This is a genomic window from Kitasatospora sp. NPDC056531 (genome assembly GCF_042794375.1).
GTDB lineage: Bacteria > Actinomycetota > Actinomycetes > Streptomycetales > Streptomycetaceae > Kitasatospora.
The window spans coordinates 72483-97963 of sequence record NZ_JBHTTU010000031.1 but is presented as its reverse complement, the minus strand read 5'-3'; the positions used below and the strand labels follow the sequence as shown (position 1 = coordinate 97963).

General features: G+C 72.0%; 24 protein-coding genes, 1 tRNA gene and 1 pseudogene. 5 read left to right on the top strand and 21 right to left on the bottom strand.

What is annotated here, in order from left to right:
* Positions 1 to 173: 173 nt before the first annotated feature.
* From ACFQ87_RS24745 to ACFQ87_RS24710, 8 genes and pseudogenes are all read right to left on the bottom strand, one after another.
* Complete coding sequence (locus ACFQ87_RS24745; protein ID WP_380612975.1) at positions 174 to 1178, bottom strand: endo alpha-1,4 polygalactosaminidase; 1005 nt, start codon at positions 1176 to 1178, stop codon at positions 174 to 176.
* 22 nt (positions 1179 to 1200) lie between these two features.
* On the bottom strand, positions 1201 to 1893 hold the full coding sequence (locus ACFQ87_RS24740; protein WP_380612974.1) for a spherulation-specific family 4 protein: 693 nt from the start codon (positions 1891 to 1893) through the stop codon (positions 1201 to 1203).
* Positions 1890 to 2807, bottom strand: coding sequence for an NAD-dependent epimerase/dehydratase family protein (locus ACFQ87_RS24735; RefSeq protein ID WP_380612973.1), 918 nt, complete (start codon positions 2805 to 2807; stop codon positions 1890 to 1892). Before ACFQ87_RS24735 ends, ACFQ87_RS24740 begins: the two co-directional genes overlap by 4 nt.
* A gap of 125 nt (positions 2808 to 2932) precedes the next feature.
* Positions 2933 to 3634 (bottom strand): annotated as a pseudogene (locus tag ACFQ87_RS24730) (NDP-sugar synthase); the annotation flags it as partial.
* Between the two features lie 75 nt (positions 3635 to 3709).
* A complete protein-coding gene (locus ACFQ87_RS24725; protein ID WP_380612972.1) occupies positions 3710 to 4702 on the bottom strand; it encodes an SDR family NAD(P)-dependent oxidoreductase in 993 nt (330 codons plus the stop codon).
* 83 nt (positions 4703 to 4785) lie between these two features.
* Positions 4786 to 6345 (bottom strand): hypothetical protein, encoded by a 1560-nt coding sequence (locus tag ACFQ87_RS24720; RefSeq protein WP_380612971.1) that lies wholly within the window; start codon positions 6343 to 6345, stop codon positions 4786 to 4788.
* A 73-nt stretch (positions 6346 to 6418) separates the two neighbouring features.
* On the bottom strand, positions 6419 to 7933 hold the full coding sequence (gene pelF / locus ACFQ87_RS24715; RefSeq protein WP_380612970.1) for a GT4 family glycosyltransferase PelF: 1515 nt from the start codon (positions 7931 to 7933) through the stop codon (positions 6419 to 6421).
* A gap of 114 nt (positions 7934 to 8047) precedes the next feature.
* The gene (locus tag ACFQ87_RS24710) at positions 8048 to 10390 is read right to left on the bottom strand and encodes a hypothetical protein (RefSeq protein ID WP_380612969.1); all 2343 of its coding nucleotides are present in this window, start codon (positions 10388 to 10390) and stop codon (positions 8048 to 8050) included.
* Between the two features lie 416 nt (positions 10391 to 10806).
* On the opposite strand from ACFQ87_RS24710, the gene ACFQ87_RS24705 reads away from it, so the two are divergent.
* Positions 10807 to 11694 carry a tyrosine-protein phosphatase gene (locus tag ACFQ87_RS24705; RefSeq protein ID WP_380612968.1) on the top strand — a complete coding sequence of 296 codons (888 nt, stop codon included), beginning with the start codon at positions 10807 to 10809 and terminating at the stop codon, positions 11692 to 11694.
* Positions 11695 to 11706: 12 nt separating this feature from the next.
* Here the strand turns inward: ACFQ87_RS24705 and ACFQ87_RS24700 are convergent, their stop codons facing one another.
* The 8 genes from ACFQ87_RS24700 to ACFQ87_RS24665 all read right to left on the bottom strand — a co-directional run bounded on the left by ACFQ87_RS24700 (position 11707) and on the right by ACFQ87_RS24665 (position 16774).
* Positions 11707 to 12627: an RNA polymerase sigma factor SigF gene (locus tag ACFQ87_RS24700; protein WP_380612967.1), complete on the bottom strand. Its 921-nt coding sequence runs from the start codon at positions 12625 to 12627 to the stop codon at positions 11707 to 11709.
* Between the two features lie 145 nt (positions 12628 to 12772).
* A complete protein-coding gene (locus ACFQ87_RS24695) occupies positions 12773 to 13612 on the bottom strand; it encodes a SigB/SigF/SigG family RNA polymerase sigma factor (RefSeq protein WP_380612981.1) in 840 nt (279 codons plus the stop codon).
* A 277-nt stretch (positions 13613 to 13889) separates the two neighbouring features.
* Positions 13890 to 14183, bottom strand: coding sequence for a Dabb family protein (locus ACFQ87_RS24690; RefSeq protein ID WP_380612966.1), 294 nt, complete (start codon positions 14181 to 14183; stop codon positions 13890 to 13892).
* A gap of 95 nt (positions 14184 to 14278) precedes the next feature.
* On the bottom strand, positions 14279 to 14443 hold the full coding sequence (locus ACFQ87_RS24685) for a hypothetical protein (protein WP_167344920.1): 165 nt from the start codon (positions 14441 to 14443) through the stop codon (positions 14279 to 14281).
* A gap of 450 nt (positions 14444 to 14893) precedes the next feature.
* Positions 14894 to 14980: transfer RNA gene (locus ACFQ87_RS24680), tRNA-Ser, on the bottom strand.
* Positions 14981 to 15068: 88 nt separating this feature from the next.
* The gene (tadA, locus tag ACFQ87_RS24675; protein ID WP_380612965.1) at positions 15069 to 15596 is read right to left on the bottom strand and encodes a tRNA adenosine(34) deaminase TadA; all 528 of its coding nucleotides are present in this window, start codon (positions 15594 to 15596) and stop codon (positions 15069 to 15071) included.
* A gap of 26 nt (positions 15597 to 15622) precedes the next feature.
* On the bottom strand, positions 15623 to 16180 hold the full coding sequence (locus ACFQ87_RS24670; protein ID WP_380612964.1) for a tRNA adenosine deaminase-associated protein: 558 nt from the start codon (positions 16178 to 16180) through the stop codon (positions 15623 to 15625).
* 357 nt (positions 16181 to 16537) lie between these two features.
* A complete protein-coding gene (locus ACFQ87_RS24665) occupies positions 16538 to 16774 on the bottom strand; it encodes a hypothetical protein (protein WP_380612963.1) in 237 nt (78 codons plus the stop codon).
* Positions 16775 to 16937: 163 nt separating this feature from the next.
* Between ACFQ87_RS24665 and upp the strand changes: the two genes are divergently transcribed.
* Positions 16938 to 17573, top strand: coding sequence for a uracil phosphoribosyltransferase (gene upp / locus ACFQ87_RS24660; protein ID WP_350506235.1), 636 nt, complete (start codon positions 16938 to 16940; stop codon positions 17571 to 17573).
* A 96-nt stretch (positions 17574 to 17669) separates the two neighbouring features.
* Here upp and ACFQ87_RS24655 read toward each other — a convergent pair whose 3' ends face one another.
* The 4 genes from ACFQ87_RS24655 to ACFQ87_RS24640 form a co-directional block, all read right to left on the bottom strand.
* A complete protein-coding gene (locus ACFQ87_RS24655; RefSeq protein WP_380612980.1) occupies positions 17670 to 18347 on the bottom strand; it encodes a LytR C-terminal domain-containing protein in 678 nt (225 codons plus the stop codon).
* A gap of 321 nt (positions 18348 to 18668) precedes the next feature.
* Complete coding sequence (locus tag ACFQ87_RS24650) at positions 18669 to 18965, bottom strand: type II toxin-antitoxin system VapB family antitoxin (RefSeq protein ID WP_030273186.1); 297 nt, start codon at positions 18963 to 18965, stop codon at positions 18669 to 18671.
* Positions 18966 to 19348: 383 nt separating this feature from the next.
* Positions 19349 to 20515: a hypothetical protein gene (locus ACFQ87_RS24645; RefSeq protein WP_380612962.1), complete on the bottom strand. Its 1167-nt coding sequence runs from the start codon at positions 20513 to 20515 to the stop codon at positions 19349 to 19351.
* A gap of 85 nt (positions 20516 to 20600) precedes the next feature.
* Positions 20601 to 21341 (bottom strand): rhomboid family intramembrane serine protease, encoded by a 741-nt coding sequence (locus ACFQ87_RS24640; RefSeq protein ID WP_380612961.1) that lies wholly within the window; start codon positions 21339 to 21341, stop codon positions 20601 to 20603.
* Between the two features lie 103 nt (positions 21342 to 21444).
* Here ACFQ87_RS24640 and ACFQ87_RS24635 point away from each other — a divergent pair, with 103 nt between their 5' ends.
* Together ACFQ87_RS24635 and ACFQ87_RS24630 are read left to right on the top strand one after the other, a co-directional pair.
* Positions 21445 to 21963, top strand: a complete 519-nt coding sequence (locus ACFQ87_RS24635) for a YbhB/YbcL family Raf kinase inhibitor-like protein (protein WP_380612960.1) — start codon at positions 21445 to 21447, stop codon at positions 21961 to 21963.
* 6 nt (positions 21964 to 21969) lie between these two features.
* Positions 21970 to 22836: a hypothetical protein gene (locus tag ACFQ87_RS24630; RefSeq protein WP_380612959.1), complete on the top strand. Its 867-nt coding sequence runs from the start codon at positions 21970 to 21972 to the stop codon at positions 22834 to 22836.
* 1 nt (position 22837) lies between these two features.
* Here ACFQ87_RS24630 and ACFQ87_RS24625 read toward each other — a convergent pair whose 3' ends face one another.
* On the bottom strand, positions 22838 to 23821 hold the full coding sequence (locus ACFQ87_RS24625) for a helix-turn-helix transcriptional regulator (protein ID WP_380612958.1): 984 nt from the start codon (positions 23819 to 23821) through the stop codon (positions 22838 to 22840).
* 91 nt (positions 23822 to 23912) lie between these two features.
* Here ACFQ87_RS24625 and ACFQ87_RS24620 point away from each other — a divergent pair, with 91 nt between their 5' ends.
* Positions 23913 to 25397 carry an MFS transporter gene (locus ACFQ87_RS24620; protein WP_380612979.1) on the top strand — a complete coding sequence of 495 codons (1485 nt, stop codon included), beginning with the start codon at positions 23913 to 23915 and terminating at the stop codon, positions 25395 to 25397.
* Positions 25398 to 25481: the final 84 nt, after the last annotated feature.

Below are 25481 nucleotides of genomic sequence, written 5' to 3'. Positions count from 1 at the left end.
ATCTGCGGGGTGAACATCCCGGTGCGCGATCCAGTGCCGTTGGTGCTTGCGACGACGAACCGCGACCCGTCCCCGTCCCCCCCCCCCCCCCCCCCCCCCCCTCCCCCCCTCCCCCCCCCCCCCCCTCCCTCCCCCCCCCCCCCCCCCCCCCCCCGCGACGGGAAGCTCAGGCCCTAGCAGGGCTTGCGCCAGGCGTTGAGGTCGAGCTTCTTCTGCATCGAACTGAAGCCCAGTGCCTTGGTCTTGGCGCAGAACTGGTCCGTGTCGATCTTGTACTCGACGTGGAACACCGCCTTGCCCGCCTTGATGAAGGGCGAGACGCGGTCGCACTCGTCGAACTGCGAACACTCCTCGTTGACCGCGAAGTCGAAGTCCGGCAGCAGCGCGGGGATCTGGTCCAGGTCGTTCTTCAGGCCGATGGCCAGGCCGCGCTCGTGCGCGAGCTGGGCCAGCATGCGGTTGTACGCGAGCTGGTCGTCGGGGGTCAGCGGGAAGCCGCTGTTCTGGTTGTAGGCCTCGATGGTGTCCGGCTCGATGGCGTCGAAGCCCTTGCTCCTGCACATGTCGAAACGGGCCGCCATCAGCGGCTTCAGCTGGTCGAGCTTGCGGATGTCGAACCACTTCTCGCCCTTCCAGCCGGTGTCCGAGCCCTGCAGGGCCTTGGCGAAGGTGTTGGAGTCGGGGCGGAAGTCCTCCCAGGACCCGGCGTTGATGTAGCAGATCACCTTGCGGCCCTTGGCGTGCAGCGCGGCCACCACCGAGGCGTCGTTCTCGAAGCCGTCGATGTCGTAGACCGGGACGTCCACCGACTGGTCCACGGTGCCACCGAGCTGCCACTGCCAGGCCAGGCCCGGGGCGGGCTGCCAGCGGGCCCCGGCCGGGGCCGGGGCGGTGGTGCCGGGCGGGGTGCTGCTCCCCGGCGGGGTGGCGGGAGCGGTGGTGGCCCCGGGCGTGCCCGGGGCCGTGGTCCCACCGGTGGCGCCGGGGGTGCTTGGGGTGTCCGTGGCGGACGGGGTGCCGGGGGTGCTCGGCGCGGTGGCCGCGGGAGAGTTGCTCGGGCTGCCGTCGGCAGAGTCCTGGTCGTCCTCCGAACCGGAGCTGCTGCACGAGCTGACCAGCAGGGCGGTGGCGGTGGCGAGGGCCAGGGCGGCCGGCAGGAGCCGGGTACGGCGGTTCACGGTAGTCGAACTCCGGATCGGGTCAGGTCAGTTCAGCGGCGGTCAGACCGTACGGCAGGGTGCGCCAGGGGTTCTCGCCGGCGCCGGGTACGGCGCAGCCGACGCCCGCGCGCCGGGCGGCGATCAGCGCGGAGGCGTCCAGGGCGGCGTCGGCCGGGACGTCGTAGACCAGGTGGCAGAAGCGGGAAGCCGCGTGGCGGCCGGTCCACAGCGGCAGTGTCATGGTGCGGTAGGTGTCCCAGTCGCCCTCGAAGGTGACCAGCAGGTCGGCCAGGCCGACCTCGGCGTAGCCCGGGTCCGGGTGCTCGCCGTGGCCGAACACCACGGTGCCGCAGCCGGCCGCCCGGGCGGCCGTGGCCAGTCGCCGGTAGTGCGACAGCGCGCCCGGGTGGGTGGCGACCTGGTCGAGGTACACGCCGGTGATGCCGTGCCGCTGGCGGTACGTCAGGATGTCGGCGACCACGGCCGCGTGCGGCCTGCGGCCGTAGTCGGTGTCGGTGTAGCCGACCAACGGCAGGCCGGCCGCGCGGAGTTCCTCGGCGGCCTCGGCGAAGACGTTGTCCGGCACCTCGCCCGGACCGTCCGCGAGGTTGAGCACCACGGCGGCGATCCGGGCGGGGTCGGCGGCGGCGACCGCCCGCCAGGCCGCCGGGTCCACCGCGGGGTGGACGTACAGCGGCACCAGCAGGCGGCCGTCGGGGGTGATCCCGGTCATGCGACCACCGGGGTCGGGGGGTGCTCGGCGGTGCTGAGCCACAGGTCGCGCAGGGTGTCGGCGAGGTCCGTCTCCGGGTGCCAGCCGAGCTCCCGGGCGGCGGCCGACACGTCGGCCTGCTGCCAGGAGACCGCGGCCGAGCGCTCGGAGCCGGCGCCGCTCTCGTCGATCCGGCCGGTGAAGCCGGCCGCCGCGACCAGTCCGTCGGCGATCGCCCGGACCTGACGGGCCCGCCCGGACGCGAGGTTGAGCACCCGGGGGAGCGGGCGGTCGGCGGTGACCGCCAGGCCGACCGCCTCGGCGATGTCCCGGGCGTCGACGAAGTCGCGGTAGGCGGAGAGGTCCCCGACCGTGACCACGGCGTCGGCGCCCTCGGGAGCCACCCGGCGCAGCTCGGCCGCCAGCCGGCCGGGCAGCGAGCCCGCCGGGGCGCCCGGGCCGACCGGGTTGAACACCCGCAGCACCACCGCGTCCAGCGGCGAGCCGGCCACCGCGAGGGAGCCGGCCAGCTTGGTCGCGCCGTACACGCCGACCGGGCGGGCGTCGGCCTCCTCGGACAGCGAGCTGCCCTCGGCGCAGACGCCGTACTCGCCGGCCGAGCCGATGTGCACCAGGCGGGCCTTCGAGGCGCCCAGGGAAAGCGCCTCGCAGAGCACCGCCGGGCCGCGGGCGTTCACCTCGGCCAGCTTGACCGCGCTGCCGGCCACCGCGCCGGCGAAGTTGACCACCACGTCGGGGGCCAGCGCGGCCAGTTCCTCGCCGAGCGGGCCGGCCTGGGCGGTGCCCAGGTCCAGCCGGAGGTCGTGGGCGGGCCGCCGGCCCGCGGTCAGCACGGTGGCCCGGGGCAGCGACCGCAGGACGGCGGAGGCGTGACGGCCGAGGAAGCCGTCGCCGCCGAGCAGCAGAATCCTCACGCGGCGCGTCCGTCGCTCTCGGCGCCCGTGGCGGCGGGCTCCTCGACCGTGTCGTCCGCGGCGGTACGGGCGGCCGGGATCGGCAGCTCCGCGACGCCCGGCGCGATGCCGGTCGACTCGAAGGGCATCAGCACCGGGCGGATGCCGGCGAACTCGGCGTTGGCCCGGTCGTAGTCGTCCGGACGGCCGATGTCCAGCCAGTAGCCGCCGAAGTCGTAGGAGGCCGGCGGGGTGTCGGCGGCCAGCAGGTCGAGCACCAGCTCGTCGAAGCCCAGCGGCAGGCCGGGGGTGTATTTGGCGAGCGCCGAGCGCGAGACGCCGTACACGCCCATCGAGACGCGGTAGTCGATGCTCGGCTTCTCCTGGAAGCCGGTGATGGTGCCGGAGTCGGTGGTCAGCACACCGAAGTCGATCTTCACCTGGCGGGCGTAGGTGGCGATGGTCAGCGGGGCGCCGGACGCCTCGTGGTGCTTGAGCACCCCGGCGAAGTCCAGGTCGGTGAGGATGTCGCCGTTCATCACCAGGAAGTGCTCGGGCAGGCGGTCCTGCATGGTGAGCAGCGGGCCCATGGTGCCGAGCGGGCTGTCCTCGACGGCGTAGCCGACCCGCAGGCCCCACTGGGAGCCGTTGCCGACGTACGCGCGGATGATGTGGCCGAGGTGGCCGATGGCCAGGGTGACGGTCTTGAAGCCCGCGGCGGCGAGCTGGCGCATCACGATCTCCAGGATCGCGTGCTGGTCGCCGATCGGGACGAGCGGCTTGGGAAGCGCGGTGGTGTACGGGCGGAGACGGACGCCCTTACCGCCGGCCAGGATCACTGCGTGCATGGTGTTTCCCCCACGGAAAGGATGTGTAGGACACGAATCCCGGTTACCAGGACGAGCATGATCGTTTAAGGCGGGTCAGACGTTGTAGATGTCGGTCTTGTAGCGGGCCAGGTTGGCCGGGTCGCGGAAGAACTCGATGGTCTGCTCCAGGCCCTGCTCCAGCGTGAACTGCGGCGCCCAGCCGGTGGCCTCGCGCAGCCGGGTGGCGTCCGCGACCAGGCGCATGACCTCGGAGTTGGTCGGACGGATGCGCTGCTCGTCCTCCTTCACCACCAGGTCCACGCCCATCAGCTTGCCGACCAGGGTGACCAGGTCGCCGACCGAGATCTCGCCGCCGGTGCCGGCGTTGAAGGTCCGGCCGACCACGGTCTCGGCGGGCGCGGTGCCGACCGTGCGGAAGGCGTTGGCGGTGTCCTTGACGAACATGAAGTCGCGGGTCGGGCGCAGGTCGCCGAGGGTGATCTCGGTCTGGCCGGCCGCGACCTGGGCGATCACGGTGGGGATGACGGCGCGCATCGACTGGCGCGGGCCGAAGGTGTTGAACGGGCGCAGGGTGACGACCGGGGTCTCGAAGCTGGCGTGGTAGCTGTCGGCCAGCCGGTCCCCGCCGGCCTTGGAGGCGGCGTACGGGGACTGGGTGTTGATCGGGTGGTCCTCGGTGATCGGCACGGTCTGCGCGGTGCCGTAGGTCTCGCTGGTGGAGGTGTGCACCAGGCGCGGGATCTCCAGGTGGCGCACCGCCTCCAGCACGTTCAAGGTGCCGGTGACGTTGGTGTCCACGTACGAGTGGGGGGCGCGGTAGGAGTACGGGATCGCGATCAGGGCGGCCAGGTGGTAGACCGCCTCGGTGCCCTTGACCAGGCCGTTGACCGAGCCCGGGTCCCGGACGTCGCCGAGGATGATCTCGACCGAGTCCAGCACCTCCTCGGAGAGGGTCTCCAGCCAGCCGAAGGAGGAGAAGGAGTTGTACTGGACCATCGCGCGGACGTGGTGCCCGTCGGCGACCAGGGTCTCGACGAGGTGGGAGCCGATGAAGCCCTCGGCTCCGGTAACCGCGACGCTGCTCATGCGGGATTCGCTTTCTCGATGTACGGGGACGGCGCGACGCTCTGTGGTGGTCGGCCGGTGGTGCCTCGGCTGAGGCGGACTTTTCAGCGGTGTTGGGTGGTGCGGCCGAGCGCGGGCCCGGCGATGGCGGTGAGGACGAGTGCGGCCGTCCCGCAGCCGATCAGCTGCAGGACGATCGGGTCCGCACCGGTCAGCAGCCCGGCGCTCTCGGCGACCGCGGCGGCCAGACAGATGAGGGCGGTGCTCCAGCTGAACCCGAAGGCGTTCAGCAGCAGCGCCAGCCAGAGCGAGCCGCCCAGGAGCAGCATCGCGCCGAGCTGCGGCACGCCGAGCGAGGGGGCGCCCGGCCACAGCACGGTCGCGGCGGCGTCCAGCGCGGCCACGGTGGTGAGGTAGATGAACAGGCAGCCGAGCAGGATCCCGCCGGTGCGGCGGGTGAACTGCCCGGTGGTGTGGCTGGTGCGCAGCGCGGCCACGGCCATCGCCCGGTAGCGGAACAGCAGCCACTCGGCCAGGCCGAGACTGAGCGTCAGCGCGATCATGGCCGGGCCGGTCGGGGTGGTCCGCACCTCGTGTGCCGGACGGGCGTGCACGAGGTGCGCCGGGGTGTGCACGACGTGGGAGGCGGCGTGCACGGCCTGGTGGATGGTCTCGCCGAGGCCGGCGATCAGCGTCAGCGCGCCGCAGGCCAGGCCGAACAGCAGGTGCGGGACCTCCTGGCTGATCGCCAGCTTCAGCTCCACGCCGTCCTGTTCGCCGCCGCGCGCGGCGACCAGCAGCTCGCGGACGGCCAGTCCGACCGCCAGCGCCACCGAGGCGAGCAGCACCACCGTACGGACCACCTGCGGGACGTCGACTGCCAGCACCACGCCCGCGCCGACCGAGGCCGGTGCCAGCGCCAGCAGCAGGAACTTCTCCCGGCCGAGCACCAGCAGCGCGGTGGCCGCGCCCAGGTAGCAGGACTGCCCGGCGGCGAACCACAGCGCGCCGAGCGGCCCGCCGACCACGTACGCCGCCGCTGAGGCGAGCAGCGCGCCGACCGGTGCGCCGACGGCCAGGCAGACCGCGGCCTCCCGGCGGCGCAGCCGGCCCAGCCAGCGGTACGCGCGGTGCGCCAGCGCCTGGTTGAAGCCCCAGCTGACCAGGGTGGCGATGGACAGCGCGAGCATGCCCGAGGGCAGGCCGAAGCGCATCCGGGCGGTCGCGAACAGGTTGGCGCCGAGCAGGTAGCCGAGCCCGGGCAGGGCGAACACCAGGCCGCGCACCACGCAGCGCCAGGGGTCGGCCCGCCAGGGGTTGGCGAACTCGGAGCTCGGGCCGGGGTAGCGGCGCTCGACCTTCTCGAACAGCTCCTCGGCGACGGTGAACGCGTCGGGGCGGCCGTAGAGCAGGGCGGCCTGCTCGTCGGACAGTCCGTCGGACTCCAGGATGGCCGCGATCTCGTACGGGTGGACGGCGTCGGCGCAGATGTCCCGCAGGCGCTCGGCGAGTTCGTCCAGCGGGTCGGCGGAGAGGCCGAGCTGCTCCGTGGGCTTGGGCTCGACGGGCGGGGCGGGGCGGCGGAGCTTCAGCGGCAGGGTGCGCAGCTGCATCGTCCGCTCGGCTCCGCCCTCGTCGGGAACGAGCCTGATCGGACCACTCATGCGCCCACCTCGCTGCGCTCGGCGGCCGCTTCGCGGTACACGCACCCTTCGATCGTTCGCTCGCTTCGCTCGCTCATGCGCCCACCTCGCTCGGCTGGGGCCGGGCGGCGGCCAACTGCTCGTTCCAGTCGGGGCTGGGGACTTCGTCGGTGACGGCCACCACGCCGCCGGGCATCCAGCGGGAGGTGCCGAGGAGCTCGGTGTAGATGCCCCGGAAGCCGTCGATGTTCTGGCGGAGCGTGAACTGCTCGATGACCCGCAGCCGGGCCCCCTCGCCGAGCCGGGCGCGCCGTTCGGGGTCGCGCAGCAGCTCGATCGCGGCGGCCGCCATCGGCTCGGGCTCGCGCGGCGGGACGACCAGGCCGGTGTCGCCGACGGCCTCGCGCACGCCGCCGACGTCGGTCGAGACGGTCGCGCGGCCGCAGGACATCGCCTCGATCAGGGTGAACGGGAAGCCCTCGCTGATGCTGGAGAGCATGACCACGTTGCCCGCCGCGTACGCGTCGGTGATGTCGGCGACGCGGCCCTCGAAGGCCACCGAGTCGGCGATGCCGAGCTCGGCGGCCAGGGCTATGCAGCCGTCCCGGTACGCCTCGCCGCCCTTGGGAGTGCCCCCGAAGAGCCGCAGCCGCGCCTCGGGGATCTCACGGTGGACGATGGCGAAGGCCCGGATCAGCGTCTCCAGGTCCTTGATCGGGTCGACCCGGCCGGCCCAGCTGAGGGTCGGCGTCTCGGGCTCGGGCCCGGCCGGCGGGAAGGCGGCCGGGTCCACCCCGTTGTAGACGGTGCGGATGTGGGCGGACGGCGTGCCGCCGCGCTCCTCCCAGCGCCGGTTGTACCGGTTGCCGGGGGTGACCAGCGCGGCCTGTCGGTAGCTCTCCTCGGCGAGCATCCGGTAGAAGCCGAGCAGCAGCGCCTTGACCGGCCAGCGGTAGGGGCCGGTGCGGTAGCCGAGGTAGCGCTCGCGCAGGTAGATGCCGTGCTCGGTGAGCAGGAACGGTACGCCGTACTGCTGGGCGGCGATCAGCCCGGGAAGGGTGGCCAGGCCGCCGCTGGCCGCGTGGGCGACGCCGTCGGTGGGCGGGTCGACGGAGAGCGGCCGCAGGGCGTGCTCCAGCAGGTCGGTGGCGTTCAGCGCGTCGTGCAGGGTCGGCCGGGAGACGGCGGTGGGCAGGTAGTCGCGGGTCCACACGTGCTGGAGGGTGCGCAGGGCGCGCTCGCTGCGCAGCGCCGGGCTGAGCAGCCCGCGCCGGGCGAGGTCGGCGAAGCCGTACAGCTCGGTGCCGAAGTGGGTGGTGTAGACCGGGTCGAGGATGGAGTGCAGGAAGCGCTCGTACGCGTTGAGGAAGCGCCGCATCTCCTTGCCGCGCGGCGGACCCGCCTCCGCGGCCGGGCCCCACAGCGGTGCGGTGGTGACCGACCGTACGTTGGCCGGCAGTTCCCAGGCCAGTGCCTCCTGGCCGGTGCCGGTGACGGCGATGACGTCGAAGTCGACGTCCGGCATGCCTTGAACGAGCTGGTCGCACCAGACGCTCACGCCGCCGTGCTGGTGCGGATACGTCCCCTCGGTGAGCAGGGTGACGCGCATCTCCTGTCCCCCCTCCTGTTCTTGCGTCGGTTGTCCGGGCTGGGTGGCCGGAGCGGGCGCCGTGGCGGGGTCGGGCCGGGAGTCCGGCCCGACCCCGTCAGCGGGTGGTACGGGTTACCGGTTGCCGGGGCGCCCGGTGGTGCTGCCGTGCGAGGCCGTCCCCCCAGAGGCCTTGCCGGACTGGTCGCCCTGGCCGGTGTTGCTGCTCACGACTCCCTTGCCGGGCACCGGGGTTCCGCTGCCGGGGACGAGGGACTTCGCGGGCTTGCGGGTGGTGTCGCTCGGGCCCACCGGGACCGGGGTGGCGACACCCTGCGGCACGACCTTCTTGTCCGCCGGGGCCGGGGCCGGGACGGACTTGGCCGCAACGCTCGGCGCGACGGCGGCCGGGGCGGCCGGCGCGCTGCCGGAGGGGAGCTGCAGGGCGACGCTGCTCTGCAGGGCGCCCGGGGACACCCAGCCGGAGAGCGTACCGGCATAGGCCGAACCGAAGGCGGTCGAACCGATGGCCAGCTTCTGAGTAGTTCCGGTCGGCATGGTGGCCTGGACCTGAACACCGGCCGGCGCGCTGACGGTGACGCTGTTGCCGATCTTGTACGCGGTGACCTGGCCTGCGGCGACGGCGTTGTTCCAGGCCGCGCGCTTCTGGAACTCCTGGCCGATCTCGCGCTCACCGAGGTTCACGATCGGGGCGTTGTCGGCGTACAGCCCGCGGTAGGTGCCGAGGATCTTCTCCAGCACCGGGTACAGGATGCGGCCCTCGGACAGGTTCGACTGGTGCACGAAGTGCGGCCGCGGGTCGTTGCTCAGCACGTGGCCGAGGTCGATCCGGGCCTCCAGCGGCACGATGTACGACTGGTAGCCGGTGGTGGTGTCCAGCGGCTTGGGCAGGCAGGTGGAGTTGGCGTTGTTCTCGCAGACGCCGCTGCCGCCGTTGGCCTTGCTGGTGTAGATCCAGTTGTACTCGTCGGCCTCCTCCTGCGCCGAGCCGGCGTTGTAGAAGACGTTCATCGGGTACCGCGGCACGGTCAGCGTGGACGTGCCGACGGCCCGCTGGGCGGGCTCGCGGGAGGCGTCGCTACCGGTGAACTTGATGCCGTTGGCGGCGAGCGCCGGCGCCAGGTTCGGGTTGTCGCTGGTCTCCTGCGGGGCGGTCAGCAGACCGGAGTGCTCGCCGGTGACGAGGACCTGCGGGTCGACGTTCAGGCCGTTCTTGGTGGCCCAGTCGAAGTTGTTCTTGATCTGGGTGTTGATGGTGTTCTGGTCGACCCAGACGGTGTTGCCCGAGGCGTCCTTGGTGCAGCGCCACGGCACCACGCTGACGTCCTGGACGCAGCCCAGGTACGGGTGGGTGTAGGTGTGGTTGACCCAGCGGTAGCTGTTCTGGTCGGCGATCATCTGGTTCGCCGTCGGGTCGACCGTGGTGTTGTTGTCGGCCTTCCAGTCCTCGCTGCCGCCGCCGTTGAACACCATGTCCAGCGTGAAGTTGTTGGCGGCCTCCCACTGCTTGAGGTAGTTGGCGTCGTCCGGGGTCATCCGGATCGGGTTGGTCGTGCCCGGGGTGCCGGGCGGGCAGGTCACGTCACCGGGGGTGCACTTCAGCGTGGTGGACCAGCGGTCGTCGGCCAGGAACACGTCGTCCACGTGGGTGGCGAAGTAGTTGCGGTCGTAGCCGAGGTGGACGCCCTGGGTGATCCAGTCGACCATGCCGCGGGCCAGCAACCGGAACTGCTGCTGGTACTGGTTGTAGACGAAGGTGACGACCAGTTCCTTGCGGCCGTCGTGGGTGTACTCACCGACCAGCGAACCGCGGGTGGTCGAGTTGGGAATCTGCGCGTCGACCAGCGGGACGAAGGAGGCGCCGGACGGCAGATTGGCGAGCGGGGTCGCCAGGTAGCCGTAGCTCTCGCTGACGTTCGGGTCGTTGTCCTCGAACGGCACGCTGCCCTTGAGGTACCCGAACGGGCCCGAAGTTCCGGCCGTGGTGGTGGCGGCCTGGAATCCGTCGAGGGTGCCGACGAAACCGGGATTCTGCGCGTAGTTCAGACCGACGGCCGGGCTGGCCCAGGTGTACGCGTCAATCTGCCGCACGTTGAAAGCGGCTTCGTAGGTCGCGATCGCCGTCATCTCGGCGGCGCTGTTGGGGAAGGGGTTTTCGTTGGGCAGCACGATGCCCTGGTACTTCCCCCGCGGCTGCCCGTTCAGCGTGTCGCTCAGGAAAGCCGAGTTGATGACGGGGCGGTTGGGGTCATTGAGGCTGACGACCTTGTACGGCGTCCCCTGGCTCTTCAGTTCGGCGGTGATCGCCGCGACGGACGGACCCCCGTCGTCGATGACCAGGACGGTGAGGTCGATCCTGGGCGGCGTGGTGTCGCCGTGGGCCAGGGTGGTCTGCAGGCCGCTGGCCAGCAGAACTGCCGCTGCGCAAGCGGCAACTCTTCGGGTCGCTCGACCCATGGTTGATCCTCCCCTTGGGGCCGGCGCAGCGCTGCTCTGCGCTCGCCCGCCCGTGTAGCTGTTCGCGGGCAGCAGGCTGCCCGGCGCCCATCCTGGTCGAGGGTCGACTGTGCGAGGGACCAATTGGGCGAGAGTGCAGCGAACCTGTTACCAACGTTCATGGCGAAGCCATGGAGGCGCTGATTGTGACCGTAGCCGGACCGCCCGCGCAAATAATGAATTGAAAATGAAAAAACGGAAGCCGAGTGCTACAGCTGGTTACCGAGTGTGCGGCTCAGGTGCTTCCGCAGGGGACCTACACTGTCGTCGTAGCGCATGGCACTCTTGCACATCTCGCCGGTCTGACGGGCAGGTTCATGCAATATCTGGCACCGCTGTGCCATGTGACAGTCTGAATATGCAATGGAGGCGCGCGGGTGACCGATCGGCAGATCGAGTCAGAGCGAATCGGAGACGCGCGGAATGCGCTCCCGGAGCCGGACGCAGCGGTGCTGGTCGGGCGCAGTCTCGGCCTGAGCGGCGCGGTCAACGCCCGGGATCTGGGCGGCTATCGGACGGCCGACGGGCGGGCGGTCCGCGGCGGAGTGGCCCTGCGCAGTGATGGCCTGAACCACGTCACCGCCGAGGACCTCGGACCGCTGGGCGCGCTCGGCCTGCGCCGGGTGGTGGACCTGCGCAGCGCCGAGGAGATTCGCGAGGCCGGCCCGGACCGCCTTCCGGGCAGCGTGACCCTGCACCATCTTCCGCTGCTGGCAACGGACTTCGACATCCACCTGACGCTGCGCAGCGCCCTGTCCGACCGCAGCGCGCGCAAGCAGCGCGCCCTGCTCGGCGGCGGCCGGGCGCCCGCGATGATGACCGGCCTCTACCGCTGGTTCGTCACCGACGCGCAGGCCCGGGAGCGCTTCGCCGACCTGCTGCGGCTGCTGGCCGCGCCGGACGGGGTACCGCTGCTGTTCCACTGCTCGGCCGGCAAGGACCGCACCGGCTGGGCCGCCGCGCTGGTGCTGACCGCCCTGGGCGTGGACCGCGAGACCGTGCTCGCCGACTACCTGCTCACCAACGAGCGTTCCGCCCCGGTGGTGACGAGGGTGCTGGACGACTTCGGCAGCCGCGGCCTGATGCGCGAGCCCGAGCTCCTCCTGCCGGTCTTCCGGGCCGACCGCGCCTACCTGGACGCGGCCTTCGCGGAGGTCGAGGCCGGCTGGAGCGGCTTCGACGCGTTCTGGCGGGAGGGGCTCGGGCTGGACGAGGACGTGCTGACCGGGCTGCGGACCAACCTGCTGGACGGCGGCGGCGGTTGAGTCGGCGAGGGGTCAGCCCTCGCTGATCAGCCCCGCGCGGAGCTGGGTGAGCGTCCTGGTGAGCAGCCGGGAGACGTGCATCTGGGAGATCCCGATCTCCTCGCCGATCTGCGACTGGGTGAGGTTGCCGAAGAAGCGCAGCATGATGATCCGGCGTTCGCGCGGCGGCAGCTTGGCCAGCAGCGGCTTGAGCGACTCCCGGTACTCCACGCCCTCCAGTGCGAGGTCCTCGTAGCCGAGCCGCTCGGCCAGCGGCCCCTCGCTGTCCTCCTCGCCGGGGCTGGAGTCCAGCGAGCTCGCGGTGTACGCGTTGCCCACCGCGAGGCCCTCGACCACGTCCTCCTCGCTGACGCCCAGGCAGGTGGCCAGCTCGGCGACGGTGGGGGAGCGGTCCAGCCGCTGGGACAGCTCGTCCCCGGCCTTGGTGAGCGCCAGCCGCAGCTCCTGGAGCCGCCGCGGCACCCGGACCGACCAACTGGTGTCCCGGAAGAAGCGCTTGATCTCGCCGACGACGGTCGGCATCGCGAAGGTGGGGAACTCCACCCCGCGCTCCGGGTCGAAGCGGTCGATCGCCTTGATCAGGCCGATGGTGCCGACCTGGACGATGTCCTCCATCGGCTCGTTGCGGCTGCGGAAGCGCGCCGAGGCGTACCGGACCAGCGGCAGGTTGAGCTCGATCAGGGTGTCGCGGACGTAGGTGTGCTCCGCGCTGCCCGGTTCCAGGGCGGCCAGCCGCAGGAACAGTGAGCGGGAGAGCGTCCGGGTGTCCAGCCCGGAGCCGGGCGGCGTCTCGGGCGGAGCCCCGGGGCCGGGCGTCTCGGCGGCGGGCCTTTCGAGGGACGTGGCCCGCTGGTGCGGGATCCGGTCCTCGGCAACCACGGTGCCTTCGGCCTGACCAGCGTGGATCTCCGCAGTGCCCAGCTCTCCGGACATGCACCCACCCCCTTGTGACTGACAGTTGAACGGGGGCCGTCGCACGGAGGTTCCCGGCGAGGGCCCAACCCCCTGCATACCGGAACACGATCCACGGCAAACCCGAACGTCGCAAGATGTCACGCCGGGGTAACGCGCTGCAATCTCACTCTTCCCAGGAGTTGCCGGTGCGAAGCCTGGTCAGGATCCGCGAGAGCAACCGGGAGACGTGCATCTGGGACATCCCCAGCTCGGTGCTGATCTGTGACTGGGTGAGGTTGGCGAAGAACCGCAGCATCACGATCCGCCGCTCCCGTTCGGGGAGTTGGACCAGCAGGTGGCGGACCATGTCGCGGTGCTCGACCTCGGCGAGCGCGGAGTCCTCGTAGCCGAGCCGGTCCAGCAGGGCGAGCCCGCCCTCGTGCTCCTGCGCGGCCTCCAGGGACGCCGCGTTGTAGGCCCGTCCGGCGTCCAGGCAGGCCCGGACGTCCTCCTCGGGGATCCGCAGGCTGGCGGCGATCTCGGGCACCTTGGGGGCCCGCCCGTTCAGCACCGTCAGTTCCTCCATGGCACTGCTGACCTGGACCCACAGCTCCTGGAGTCGGCGCGGAACGTGCATGGTGCGGACGTTGTCCCGGAAGTAGCGCTTGATCTCGCCGAGGATGGTCGGCAGCGCGTAGGTGGGGAACTGGACGCCGCGCTCCGGGTCGAAGCGGTCGATCGCGTTGATCAGGCCGATGGTGCCGACCTGGACGACGTCCTCCATCGGCTCGCTGCGGCTGCGGAAGCGGGTGGCCGCGTAGCGGACCAGCGGGATGTTCACCTCGATCAGGGCGGCCCGGACCCGCTCCCGCTCGGGGGCGTCCGGCGGCAGCTCGGCGAGCCGCTCGAACAGCACCCGGGTCAGCGTCCGTACGTCCACGGCCGGCCGGCCGCCGGCGCCGCGCAGCCCGTCCGGGCGGAGCTCGCCGGCCGGGCTGATGATCGCAGCCAGCACCTCGTCCACGGACACGTCACCCCTCCCAAAGTCGACAACGGCGGGCCCTGCGGATCGGGTGTCGCGGCTGGTTCACCACCTCGCCATGTCCGGCAAAACCGGTCATAGCATCACAAGGTGGGCGCAGGTCGGGCAAGCACCCGACGGAGGTGTGTTGGTGGGGCGCCCAGCCTCCACCGCTCCCGTCGCCGAAGCGCGGCAAGGGTCGTTCCCGGACGGAGCAGAACGCCCCGCCCGGAGGCCGGGCGGGGCGGCGCGGGCCGTCCGGGGGACGGCCCGGTGGGGATCAGACCTCGATGTCGGCGATCACCCAGGTGGCGAACTCGCGCCACTGGCCCGCCGCGGCCTGGTGGGCCGGGTGGGTCAGGTAGGCCTGGAGGGACTCGCGGTCCTCGACCAGGCTGTTGATCGCGTAGTCGTACGCGATGTCCCGCTCGGTGGTGTTCCAGCCGCACTCCCACTCGCGGAGCTCGGGGATCAGCGAGCCGAGCTCGGCGAACGCCTTGGCGCCGGCGAGCACGCGCTCTTCGTCCTTGGTGACGCCTTCGTTGAGCTTGAACAGGACCAGGTGCCGGATCACGATTGCCGCTCCTCGCGGACGGGGGTAGAGGGTCCCGCCCACCGTAGCCGGTGTACCCGGGCCGGTCGCGGGCCGTCCGGCTGTCGAGTCGACCGCTACTTGATCAGGCCGGTCATGAAGGTGCCGACGGCCTTGGCCGCGTTCGAGATGCCCTCGAAGCCGAGCTGGACGAGTTCGGCGGAGCGGGCCGGTGAGGTGATGATCGAGTAGAGCACGAAGATGAGCAGGAGGACCATGCCGATCTTCTTCGCCTGCGCCATCGTGACCTTCCTCCCTGCGATGGGCCGCCGCCATTCGGGTCCCCGAGCGGCCCTGCAGGGCAGCTTATCCACCGGACGGGCTATCAAGTGTGCGACGCGTTCGTCCGACGGGACGAAGGTCCCCGGCACTGGGGCCTTTCTCCGGGTGCCCGGACGGGACCGGGGCGGCAGGATGGATGGCGTACCGGGGATCTGGCAGGAATCCCCCGGTGCGTGGATCCGGAGCTCCCCGCTGTGGGACCGGGCGCCGCGGCTTCCCCCCGACGCGGCACCGGTTGTGGGACTCCGCCGGGGGAGCGGTCAGTCCCCCCGAGCCGCTCCCCCCTCCAGGCTCCGTACGGGCCGGGCAATGGTGGTCATCAGCCCGGAGTGCGGAGCCGTTTCCGCGTCCGAGGGTGCGCGGAAACGCCGAGGGCCCGTCCGGATCGGACGGGCCCTCGGGCTTTCCAGCGGTAGCGGTGGGATTCGAACCCACGGTGGAGTTGCCCCCACACACGCTTTCGAGGCGTGCTCCTTTGGCCGCTCGGACACGCTACCGAGGGGAACTCTACCGGACGGGTGGCGCGGTCACGAAATCCGTTGTCGGCGGGACCGTGGCCGAGGGCTCGGCGGTCGGTGTCGAAGCTCAGCGGTGGGTGTCGAAGAAGGCGCGCAGCTGCTCGCCGCACTCCTCGGCGAGGACGCCCCAGATCACCTCGGGGCGGTGGTTGAGCCGGCGGTCGCGCATCACGTCGAAGAGCGAGCCGGCCGCGCCGGCCTTCTCGTCGAGGGCACCGTAGACCACCCGGTCGATCCGGGACAGCACGATGGCGCCGGCGCACATCGTGCAGGGCTCCAGTGTGACGACCAGGGTGCAGCCGCTCAGCCGCCACTCCCCGATCTTCTCCGCCGCCTGCCGGATCGCGACCACCTCGGCGTGCGCGGTCGGGTCGCCGACCGCCTCGCGCTCGTTGTGGCCGCGCCCGAGCACCTCGCCGTCCGGTCCCAGGACGAGCGCCCCGACCGGGACGTCACCGGTGGACGGCGCCAGGGCGGCCTCGGCGATGGCGAGGCGCATCGGCGCCGCCCAGCGGTCGCGGACCGGGTCGGGGCGGACGGGGGCGGGCAGCGGGGGGACGTATGGGACGGTCAGTGGGGTGGATGCGGGCTGCATGGCATCCAGTGTCGGGCATCCGCCCGCTACCGGACCGCCTCCAGGACCTCGCCGCAGCCCAGGGCCTCGGCGATCTCCTCCAGGGCGTCGCCGGGTACCGCGCCCTCGCCGCTGAGGGCGAGCAGCTCGTCGGCGGCGAGGCCGAACTCGGTGAGCAGGTGGGCGTCGCCGAGCGGGCCGACCGGGACGCCGCCGCGGGCGTCCGCGTCCTCGTCGTCCTGGTCCTCAGCCTGCTCGGCCTCGTCCAGCAGGTGGTCCAGGTCGCCGAACTCGCTCTCGCCGGCCTGGTCGACCAGCTCGTCGGTGAGGACGGAGCCGTAGGAGCTGCGGGCGGCGGCGGCGCCGTCCGACACGAAGATCCGCGGGTCCTCCTCACCGTCCACCCGGACGATGGCGAACCAGGAGTCCTCCTGTTCGATGAAGATCAGGACGCTGTCGTCGTCCTGCGCGGAGTCGCGGGCCAGGTCGGCCAGATCGGCCAGGGTTTCGACGTCGTCGAGTTCCGTCTCGCTCACATCCCACCCGTCCTCGGAGCGAGCAAGCACTGCAGCGAAGTACGCCACCAGGGACACTCCCAAGATCATCGGTCTCGGCTGTCGGCGCGTTCGGGCAACGCGGAAATCTGGCCGCCCCCGCGCCAGAGGCGGTCCGCTTGTTCGGACCGTCCCATCGGAATCGTGACAGAAAGCCCGCCCTTGCGGGGGGTGTTCGGCAGCGCGTCTTTGCAGGTCGTGTCGGAAGGACCGGGTGGCGGACAGCGGAGTCGGGCCAGGAGTGTCCGAAGGCGGTCGAAATTTGGTCCGAACGTCCGTCGGAGTCGGGGCGGTCGAGTCGGCGGCCACCGCGGATCCGAGTCGGACCCCGGTCGGCCCCGGCTGCGGTCCCCGTCGGATCGGCGTCGGCTCCCGACGGAACCGCCTCAGAACCGCGTCAGATCCCTGTCAGATCCGGAATGTTCGCATCCGCATCGCTTCGCGCATCCGCCGTTCCTTGGTCCGTCGGGGCTGGACCCGCTCCCTCAGCTCGCGGGCCTCGGCGAGCTCGCGCAGAAAGACGGCCCGCCGCTTGCGGCGCTCCGCCTCGGTCTCCGGAGGGTCGTGCGGCGGGCCGGCGCCAAGGGTCGCCCCGCCGACGGGCTCGTCCGCCGAGCCGTCCCCGGCTTTCGGGTTGCTCGTCATAAGACGTGACATTCCCAGAACGGGCGGGTTGATACCACAGGAGGCGGTTCCGTCCGGACATCCGCGATGTGTCACGGCGTGTCACAGCAGCGTCACCCCCGCTGGTGGGTGGCTGTGGCACGGCGTGTCGTACAGGCGTCCAGGACCGGGCTAACCTCGATACATGCGTCTCCACGTCGTCGACCACCCCCTGGTCGCCCACAAGCTCTCCACCCTGCGCGACGAGCGCACCGACTCGCCGACCTTCCGTCGCCTGACCGACGAGCTGGTGACCCTCCTCGCCTACGAGGCCACCCGGGACGTCCGCACCGACGAGGTGGAGATCACCACGCCCGTGGCGGTCACGCTCGGTACCCGCCTCAGCTACCCCCGTCCGCTGGTCGTGCCGATCCTGCGGGCCGGCCTCGGCATGCTGGACGGGATGACCCGCCTGCTGCCGACCGCCGAGGTGGGCTTCCTCGGCATGGTGCGTAACGAGGAGACCCTGGAGGCCTCCACGTACGCCACCCGGATGCCGGACGACCTCTCCGGCCGCCAGGTCTACGTGCTCGACCCGATGCTGGCCACCGGCGGCACCCTGGTCGCCGCGATCAAGATGCTGATCGAGCGCGGCGCCACCGACGTCACCGCCGTGGTGCTGCTGGCCGCGCCGGAGGGCGTCGAGGTGATGCGCCGCGAGCTGGCCGACCTGCCGGTCACCGTGGTCACCGCGGCCCTGGACGAGCGGCTGAACGAGAACGGCTACATCGTCCCCGGCCTGGGTGACGCGGGCGACCGGCTGTACGGCACCGCAGGCTGAGTCCCCGCTGACGTACGGCCCCTTCCGGCACGACTTCGAACGACCGAGAGCCCCCGGCACTACGTCTGCCGGGGGCTCCTGCGTGTCCGTCGGGCCTCAGCAGCTGCCGGTGGCGCTCGGGGTGGGGGAGGGCTTGATGGCCAGGGCGAGGGCGGCGGCCGCCTGGGATTCGTCCAGCAGGGCGTTGTAGCTGTCGCCGATCACGAAGTCCACGCTGGCGTCGGTGCGGGCGTCGGCGGTGACGGTGGCCCCGGCGATCTGCGAGCCGACCAGGGTGCCGCCCCCGGCGCCTGCCGGGCCGGCGATCACCTGGGCGGTCCCGGGCACCTTCTTGTCCAGTTCGGCCGGCGCGTTGCCGACCTTGCCGATGGTGAAGCCGCGCTTCTTGAGCTCGTCGGCGGTCCGTCCGGCCAGGCCGGCCTTGGTGGTGGCGTTGTAGACGTTCACCGTGACGGCCGCGGCCTGCGGAATGACGTGCGGGTCGCCGCCGGGTGCGGCGGGGCCGGTGGCGCCGGAGGCCGCGGGGGCGCCCGGCGTCGGGGCGGCCAGCGGCTTGCCGGACGGCGTCGCGCAGGCCTGTGCGGAGGTGTTCTTGCCCTTGCCGGTGAAGATGTCGTAGAGCTGCACGCCGCCGAGCGCGATCAGGGCCAGCGCCAGCAGACCTGCGAGCGCGGCGATCACCTTGCGGCTCTTCTTCGGGGGCCGGCCCAGCCGTGGGTAGGCGTTGCCGGTGATGCGGTACTGCTTCCCCTTGAGGCCTTGGGGAGTCAACATGCTCACGGTTTGTCTCCCCCTCGTGCCAGGGCGGGGTCGGGATGACGGGTGGGCCGGGTAGAGGCGCCCCCCACGTGCGGGCGGATCCCCTGGTCGCGGCCGTAGTCAGCAGAGTAGTGCCGTACGGCTGAGAAGGTACTAAACGATCATCATGTGGAGTACGCCGGTACCCGAAAGGAGGTACCCGGGTACGCGTGGACCGCCCTCCGGCGGATGGCGAGAGGACGGTCCGTGAAGACTGTGTGGATGCCCCGGGGCCGCTGGCCCGGGGTCGGCGCGCTGGGTCGGCGCCCTGGGTCGGTGCCCTGAGGTGGGGTGCCGTCAGTCCATCTCGAGGACGCGGGCGTGGAGCACCTGGCGCTGCTGCAGCGCGGCCCGTACGGCCCGGTGCAGCCCGTCCTCCAGGTAGAGGTCGCCGTGCCACTTCACCACGTGGGCGAAGAGGTCCCCGTAGAAGGTCGAGTCCTCGGCCAGCAGGGTTTCCAGGTCGAGTTGGCCCTTGGTGGTCACCAGCTGGTCGAGCCGCACCGGACGTGGGGCGACGTCAGCCCACTGGCGGGTGCTCGTCCGGCCGTGATCCGGGTACGGCCGCCCATTGCCGATGCGCTTGAAGATCACACGGAAAGCCTACCGTTTGGGTGGCGGATGGCGCAGCAGCCGCGACGCCGCCACGCGCACGGGTGTGAACTGCGGATGGACGAATGCGGCTGTTTGATGGGAAATGTCGCGAACATCAGCCCGGTTCCGATCGGGTTCCGGTCCTGAATGCGAAGCGTGCCGGTCCCGTGGCCCGATCCGCCCAGGAGTGTGCCTGATGTCCGCCGCCCTCACGCACCGCCTCCCGCGCCGCCGAAGTCGGGCAGCAACGGACGCCGCAGGGCTGCTGGGCTCGCAGCTCGGCTACCCGACCGTGAAGTCCTTCGCGCGCTCGGCCGGGAAGCAGCTCGGGCAGGGGATCTCGCGCAGCCTGTTCGGGACGCCCAAGCGGCGGCGGTGGGCCCTCAGCCGGAGAGCGCGGCGCCGATCCGGTCGAGCGAGGACAGCCGCATCAGGCCGTAGTTGTAGAACTCGACCTCGGGGACACCGAGTTCACGCAGGGCGGCGATCTTGGCGGCGAGGTTCTCCGGGCCGTTGCAGTCCGAGGCCATCGGGCGCAGGATCACCGCCATCCGCTGCGGGCGGACGCCGTGCAGGGCGAAGGCGGCGAGCTTCTCCCGGACGGCCTCCGGGGTCCTGGCGTACCCGAGGGTCTCGATCTGGTCGGTGACCCCGGCGAGGGCGGGCAGGTCGATGCCGGACAGCCAGCCCTTGCCGGGGCCGCCGCCGTCCATGAAGCTCAGCCGCATGCCGTGCCGACGGGCCTGCTCGGTGAGGTCGGCGGCGAGCGCGGTGACGGTGGCGGCGGAGACGTCCACGTAGGCGGCGAAGGCGCCGTCGGCGAGGGCGCTCAGATCGGCGGGCTCGGCGGCGGCCTCCTGGTCGGCCAGCCGGTGGCGCAGTTCGGTCCGTACCGCCTCGGTGACCTGCTCGGCGGGGACACCGGCACGGGTGGCGGCGGCGCGGCAGTGCGGGCAGAAGCAGACGCCGAGCAGGGCCTCGGCGGTCGGGCCCAGCTCCTCGAAGTAGCGCTCGTGGTGGTAGCCGTGGCGCAGGCCGTGGAAGTGCAGGGACTCGGCGCGGATCGCGTCCACGCCGTAACGGGCGAGTTCGTCGACCAGGGTCAGCGCGTACTCGCGGACCTCCGGGTTCGCCGGGCAGAGCTCGGTGAGGTGACGGTCGCCGAAGGCGTTGGCCGGGGCGCAGTCGGGGTGGGCGAAGCCGAGCCGGTCGTTGTGGCAGAACACCGTCCAGGCGTGCAGTTTCAGGCCGCGCCGGCCGGCCTCGGCGGCGGCCTCGGTGAAGGGGTCGCGGTCGCCGATGGCGGTGGACGGGACGGGCGCCAGGCGCCGGCCCTGCCAGCGGACCGGGTCGGGGCGGAAGTAGGCCGCGCCCGGCTCCAGGTAGCGGATCACCCGGTGGGGGTTGTGCGGGAAGACGTCGCGGGCCTCGTGGTAGACGGAGGCCAGGGTGACGCCGCCGACTCCGGCCCGGTCGGTGAGGTTGCCGAAGAAGGTGTCGGCGCCCTCGTCGAGCAGGTCGGTGGCGAAGGCGAGGACGGACGACTCCACGGTGCGGCTCCGGAGCTGGGGGCAGGTGCGTCGGTCACGCTAGCCGCCGGGGTGGGAATGGTCTATACCTGACTCCCCGAGTGGCCTACAGGCCCAGGTCGTCGAGTTCCTTGAGCAGGGCGGCGTTGGGGCTGTTCGGGTCGGTGCCGGTCGACTTGGTCTTGCCCTGGGCCTTGCCCTGGGCCTTGCCCTCGGCCTTGGCCTCGTCGGCTCGGCGCGGAGCGCGGTTGCGGAAGATCCACGCGCCGGCCAGGCCGCCGGTCAGACCGCCCAGGTGGGCCGACCAGCTGATGCCCGGGGCGACGCCGGGCAGGGCGCTGGTCACCATGTAGGCGTAGGAGGCGCCGAGCACCACGCCGATCAGGGTGTCGATCAGGTTGCGGTCGATGATCCCGCGCAGCACCACGTAGCCGAAGTAGCCGAACACCACGCCGCTGGCTCCGGCGCCGATCCGGTTCGGGCTGTCGAAGACCCAGGAGGTCAGCTCGCTGGTCAGGGCGACCAGCAGGGTCAGGCCGAGGAACTTCTTGACCCCGCGGTAGGCCGCCAGGAAGCCGAAGACGAACAGCGGGCCGGAGTTGGCCTCCAGGTGCGCCCAGTTCCAGTGCAGGAACGGCGCGGTGACGACGTTCGGCAGCCGGCTCAGATCCTGCGGGACGACGCCGAAGCGCTTGCCGAGGTCGTAGTCGTCCATCCAGTTCACCAGCTGGATCAGCCAGATCGCGGCCAGTACCCCGACCATGGTGAACAGCGCCCGGCGGGCGTCGGCGATCATCTGGACGGGGTCGATCGTGCTTGCCGTGCTGCTGCGGTGCTCCGAGGCCATGACCTCGACTGTAGGGGCCACGGGATCGGACGTGCATCCCATTACAGTGATCGGTGACGGCCGGTTCACGGCCGTCACCGGCCCGTTGAGAGGTGACAGACCCATGAGTGTTCGTCCGCCGCTGCCGTACGAGTTCCTTCCGCAGGTGCCGTCCTTCCCGCTGAGCAGCCAGGACTTCGCCGAAGGCGGCACGCTGGGCCGGGAGTTCATCCACTCCGGCGGCAACCTCTCGCCGCAGCTGGCCTGGTCGGACCTGCCGGAGGGCACCAAGAGCATCGCCGTCACCTGCTACGACCCGGACGCGCCGACCGGCTCCGGCTGGTGGCACTGGCTCGCCCTCAACCTGCCCGCCGACACCGTCGAACTGCCGCGCGGCGCCGGTTCGTCGGACGGGACCCTGCCGGGCGCGGCCTCCTTCCACGGCCGCACCGACTTCCCGGGCAACAAGTACGACGGCGCCGCCCCGCCGCCCGGCGGCCCGCACCGGTACGTGTTCGCGGTGCACGCGCTGGACGTGGAGAAGCTGGACGTCACCGCCGACACCCCGGCGGCCCAGGTCGGCTTCAACCTGACCTTCCACACCCTGGGGCGGGCGCTGCTGACCGGCGAGTACGGGGTCTGAGGAGCGGTGTCGACGTCCGATCGTCCGGTCGAGGTCTGGCGGCTGCCCGAGGAGGACCGACGGGCGGGCCGCCGGGCCGCGACCTGGACGGTCGGGCCGGACGGGGAGTTGCTGGTCCTTCTGACGGCCGGACCGGAACCGGAACCGCCGTACGACGCCTGTCTGGTGACCGTCGCGCGGGGTGGTGACCAGCGGCTCGATCTGCCGCAGGTCCCGCTCCACCACCCGACGTACCTCGGTCTGCTGCCGGGCGGTCGGCCGCTGGTGGTGGACGGTCGGGCGGAGGAGCTGGCGGACGGCTGGGAGCTCAACGGCCTGGTGTTCGCACCGGACGGCCGGCCGACCCGGCGGCTGCAGCTCGGCGACGACGTCCAGGCACTGGTGACGGACCGCGAAGGCCGGATCTGGCTGGCCTTCGGCGATGAGGGCCGCTACGGGGACAACCCGCTCGCCCAGCGCGGCCTGCTGGGTCTGGACGGCGCCGGGCGGACCGTCTGGGTGCCGGACTTCAAGGACCTGCCCGACGACCCGATGGAGGGCCTCGCCGCCGCCACCGAGGGGCGGCGGGTCTGGCTGGCCTGGTACGGGGAGCGCGCCTTCCTCACCGCCGCCGACCCGGGCGGTGGGCCGCCCCTCAGCACGCGGCTGCCGGCCCGTCAGCCGGTGGGCTTCGCGGTCGCCGACGACCGGGCCGTCTTCCTGCAGCCCGACGGCGAGTTGGTCCGGTGCGTACGGGAGAGCCGGAAGGGCTGGCGGGAGGTCCGCCGGGAGCGGCTGGACCTGCCGGGGGAGTTGGACCGGCACCACGCCTACGGCCGGGACGGTGTGCTCTGGTTCCGCTGCGGCAACGGCTGGTACCGGGTCCCGGCCTGAGTCACCGGCATCGGCCCTGACCCGGCTGGTTCGCCGCGTGGTCGGCCAGGTCCGCGAGCCTGCGCAGGTGCTCGCGCAGCTCCGGCGGCTCGTGCACCTCGAAGGGGCAGTCCAGCATCAGCAGCCCCGCCGCCAGCCACCGCAGGGAGTCCGCCCGGGAGCGCAGGCGGCAGCTGTGGTCGTCGATCGGCTCGATCTCGTAGTCCCCGGTCCACGGCATCCAGCCGTCTACCTCGGCGGCGGGCCGGTGCACGGTGGCCACCATGGTGTGCGTCGGCGACTGGCCGCGCAGCCTGCTCGCCACGAACACGGCGGCGTCCTCGGCGGGGAGCGGGCGCGGGGTGAACCGGGCGCCGGTGGCGAAGGGCTCGCTCAGCCGGTCGATCCGGAAGAGCCGCCAGTCCTCGCGGTCCAGGTCGTAGCCGATCAGGTACCAGCGGCGGCCGGTCGAGACGAGGCGCTCGGGTTCGACGTTGCGCCGGGTCTCGGCGCCGTCGCGGGCCCGATAGGAGAAGCGCAGCCGCTCCTTGGCGGTGACGGCGCGGGCGAGCATGGTGAGGTCCTCCGGGTCGACGGTCGGGCCGTCCCCGGTGAGCAGCGGCACGGTGGCGCTGTTGAGCGTGCCCACCCGGTGCCGCAGCCGGGCGGGCAGCACCTGGAGCAGCTTGCCGAGGGCCCGTACCGAGGCCTCCTCGATGCCGACCACCGCGTGTCCGGCCGCCGCCCGGAGCCCGACCGCGATGGCCACCGCCTCGTCGTCGTCCAGCAGCAGCGGCGGCATCGCGGTGCCCGCGACCAGCCGGTAGCCGCCGACCGCGCCCATGGTGGCCCGCACCGGGTAGCCGAGGTCGCGCAGCCGGTCGATGTCGCGCCGGATGGTGCGGGGGCTGACGCCGAGCCGCTCGGCGAGTTCGCTGCCGGGCCACTCGCGCGGGGTCTGCAGCAGGGACAGCAGGTTCAGCAGCCGGGCCGGGGTGTCGGTCATGCCGTCCAGGATGCCGGATGAACTGGGACAGGTCCTGACCTACATGGCCCCTACCTTGGTGGACGTGCAGCAGAAGAGCGAGGAGTACGGAATGACCACGGCGGGAGCCGACCGGCGGAGGTGGATCGCGCTGGCGATCGTGATGGTCGCCTCCTTCATGGACCTGGTGGACGTGACCATCGTCAACATCGCCATCCCGAGCATCCAGCAGGACACCGGCGCCTCCTTCAGCGCCATCCAGTGGGTCACCGGCGGCTACGCGCTGGCCTTCGCGATCGGGCTGATCACCGGCGGCCGACTGGGCGACATCCACGGCCGCAAGCGGCTGTTCCTGATCGGGATCGGCGGCTTCACCGTGGCCTCCGCACTGTGCGGACTGGCCTCCGGCCCGGAGATGCTGGTCGCGATGCGGCTGCTGCAGGGCGGCACGGCGGCGCTGATGGTGCCGCAGGTGCTGTCGATCATCCACGCGACCTTCCCGGCGGAGGAGCGCGGCAAGGTGTTCGGCATGTTCGGCGCGGTGGTCGGACTGGGCGCGGTCTCCGGTCCGATGATCGGCGCGCTGCTCACCGAGTGGGACCCACTGGGCCTGGCCTGGCGGCCGATCTTCCTGATCAACCTGCCGGTCGGCATCGCCGGTCTGCTGCTCGGCCGCCGCTACATCGACGAGTCCAGGGCCGAGCACGCGCTGAAGCTGGACCTGGTCGGCGTGGCGCTGGCCAGCCTCGGCCTGCTGATGCTGATCTACCCGCTGACCCACGGCCGGGAGGCCGGCTGGCCGCTCTGGGGCTATCTGTCGATGGCCGGGAGCCTGCCGGTGTTCGCGCTGTTCGTGGTGTACGAGAAGGCCAAGACCCGGCGGGACGGCTCGCCGCTGGTGGAGCTGTCGCTGTTCCGGGTGAAGAGCTTCGCGGCCGGGATCTGCGTGCAGCTGGCCTTCGGGGTGGCGCTCGGCATCTTCTTCCTGGTCTGGACGCTCTACATGCAGGTCGGGCTGGGCTGGAGCCCGCTCAAGGCCGGCGCGACCGGCATCCCGTTCTCGCTCGCGGTCTCCACGGCGGCCGGGCTCTCGGTGCAGAAGCTGGTGCCGCGGTTCGGGCGGAAGGTGCTCCAGGCGGGCGCGCTGGTGATGGCGGCGGGCGTGCTCACCTACATCTGGGAGGCGGACCGGTACGGGACGTCGATCGCGCCCTGGCAGATGGCGCTGCCGCTGGTGGTGATGGGCCTCGGGATGGGGCTGATCGTCGCGCCGATCACCGACGCGGTGCTGTCCGAGGTGCCGCGCCGGCACGCCGGCTCGGCCTCCGGGCTGATCAACACCGTGCAGCAGGTGGGGAACGCGCTCGGGCTCGGGCTGGTGTCGGTGGCCTTCTTCGGGGCGATGGACGACGTGGTCGCGCCGGACGCGGTCGGGACGGCCTTCGGCGGGGCGTTCACCAACGCGCTGTGGTGGGTCGCGGGGGTGCTGCTGGCGGTGTTCCTGCTGATGTTCGCGCTGCCGCGGAAGCGGGCGGCGGGGGGTGTCGCCGCTGCGGGGGACGCGGCGGAGCAGGAGCAGCAGCCGGTGCTGATCTGACGCCCGGCTCGACGAGGGCCTCGGTCGCGCGTGTGCGGCCGGGGCCCTCGGCGCATCCCGGACCGTGCGCCCGCTACGGGGGCT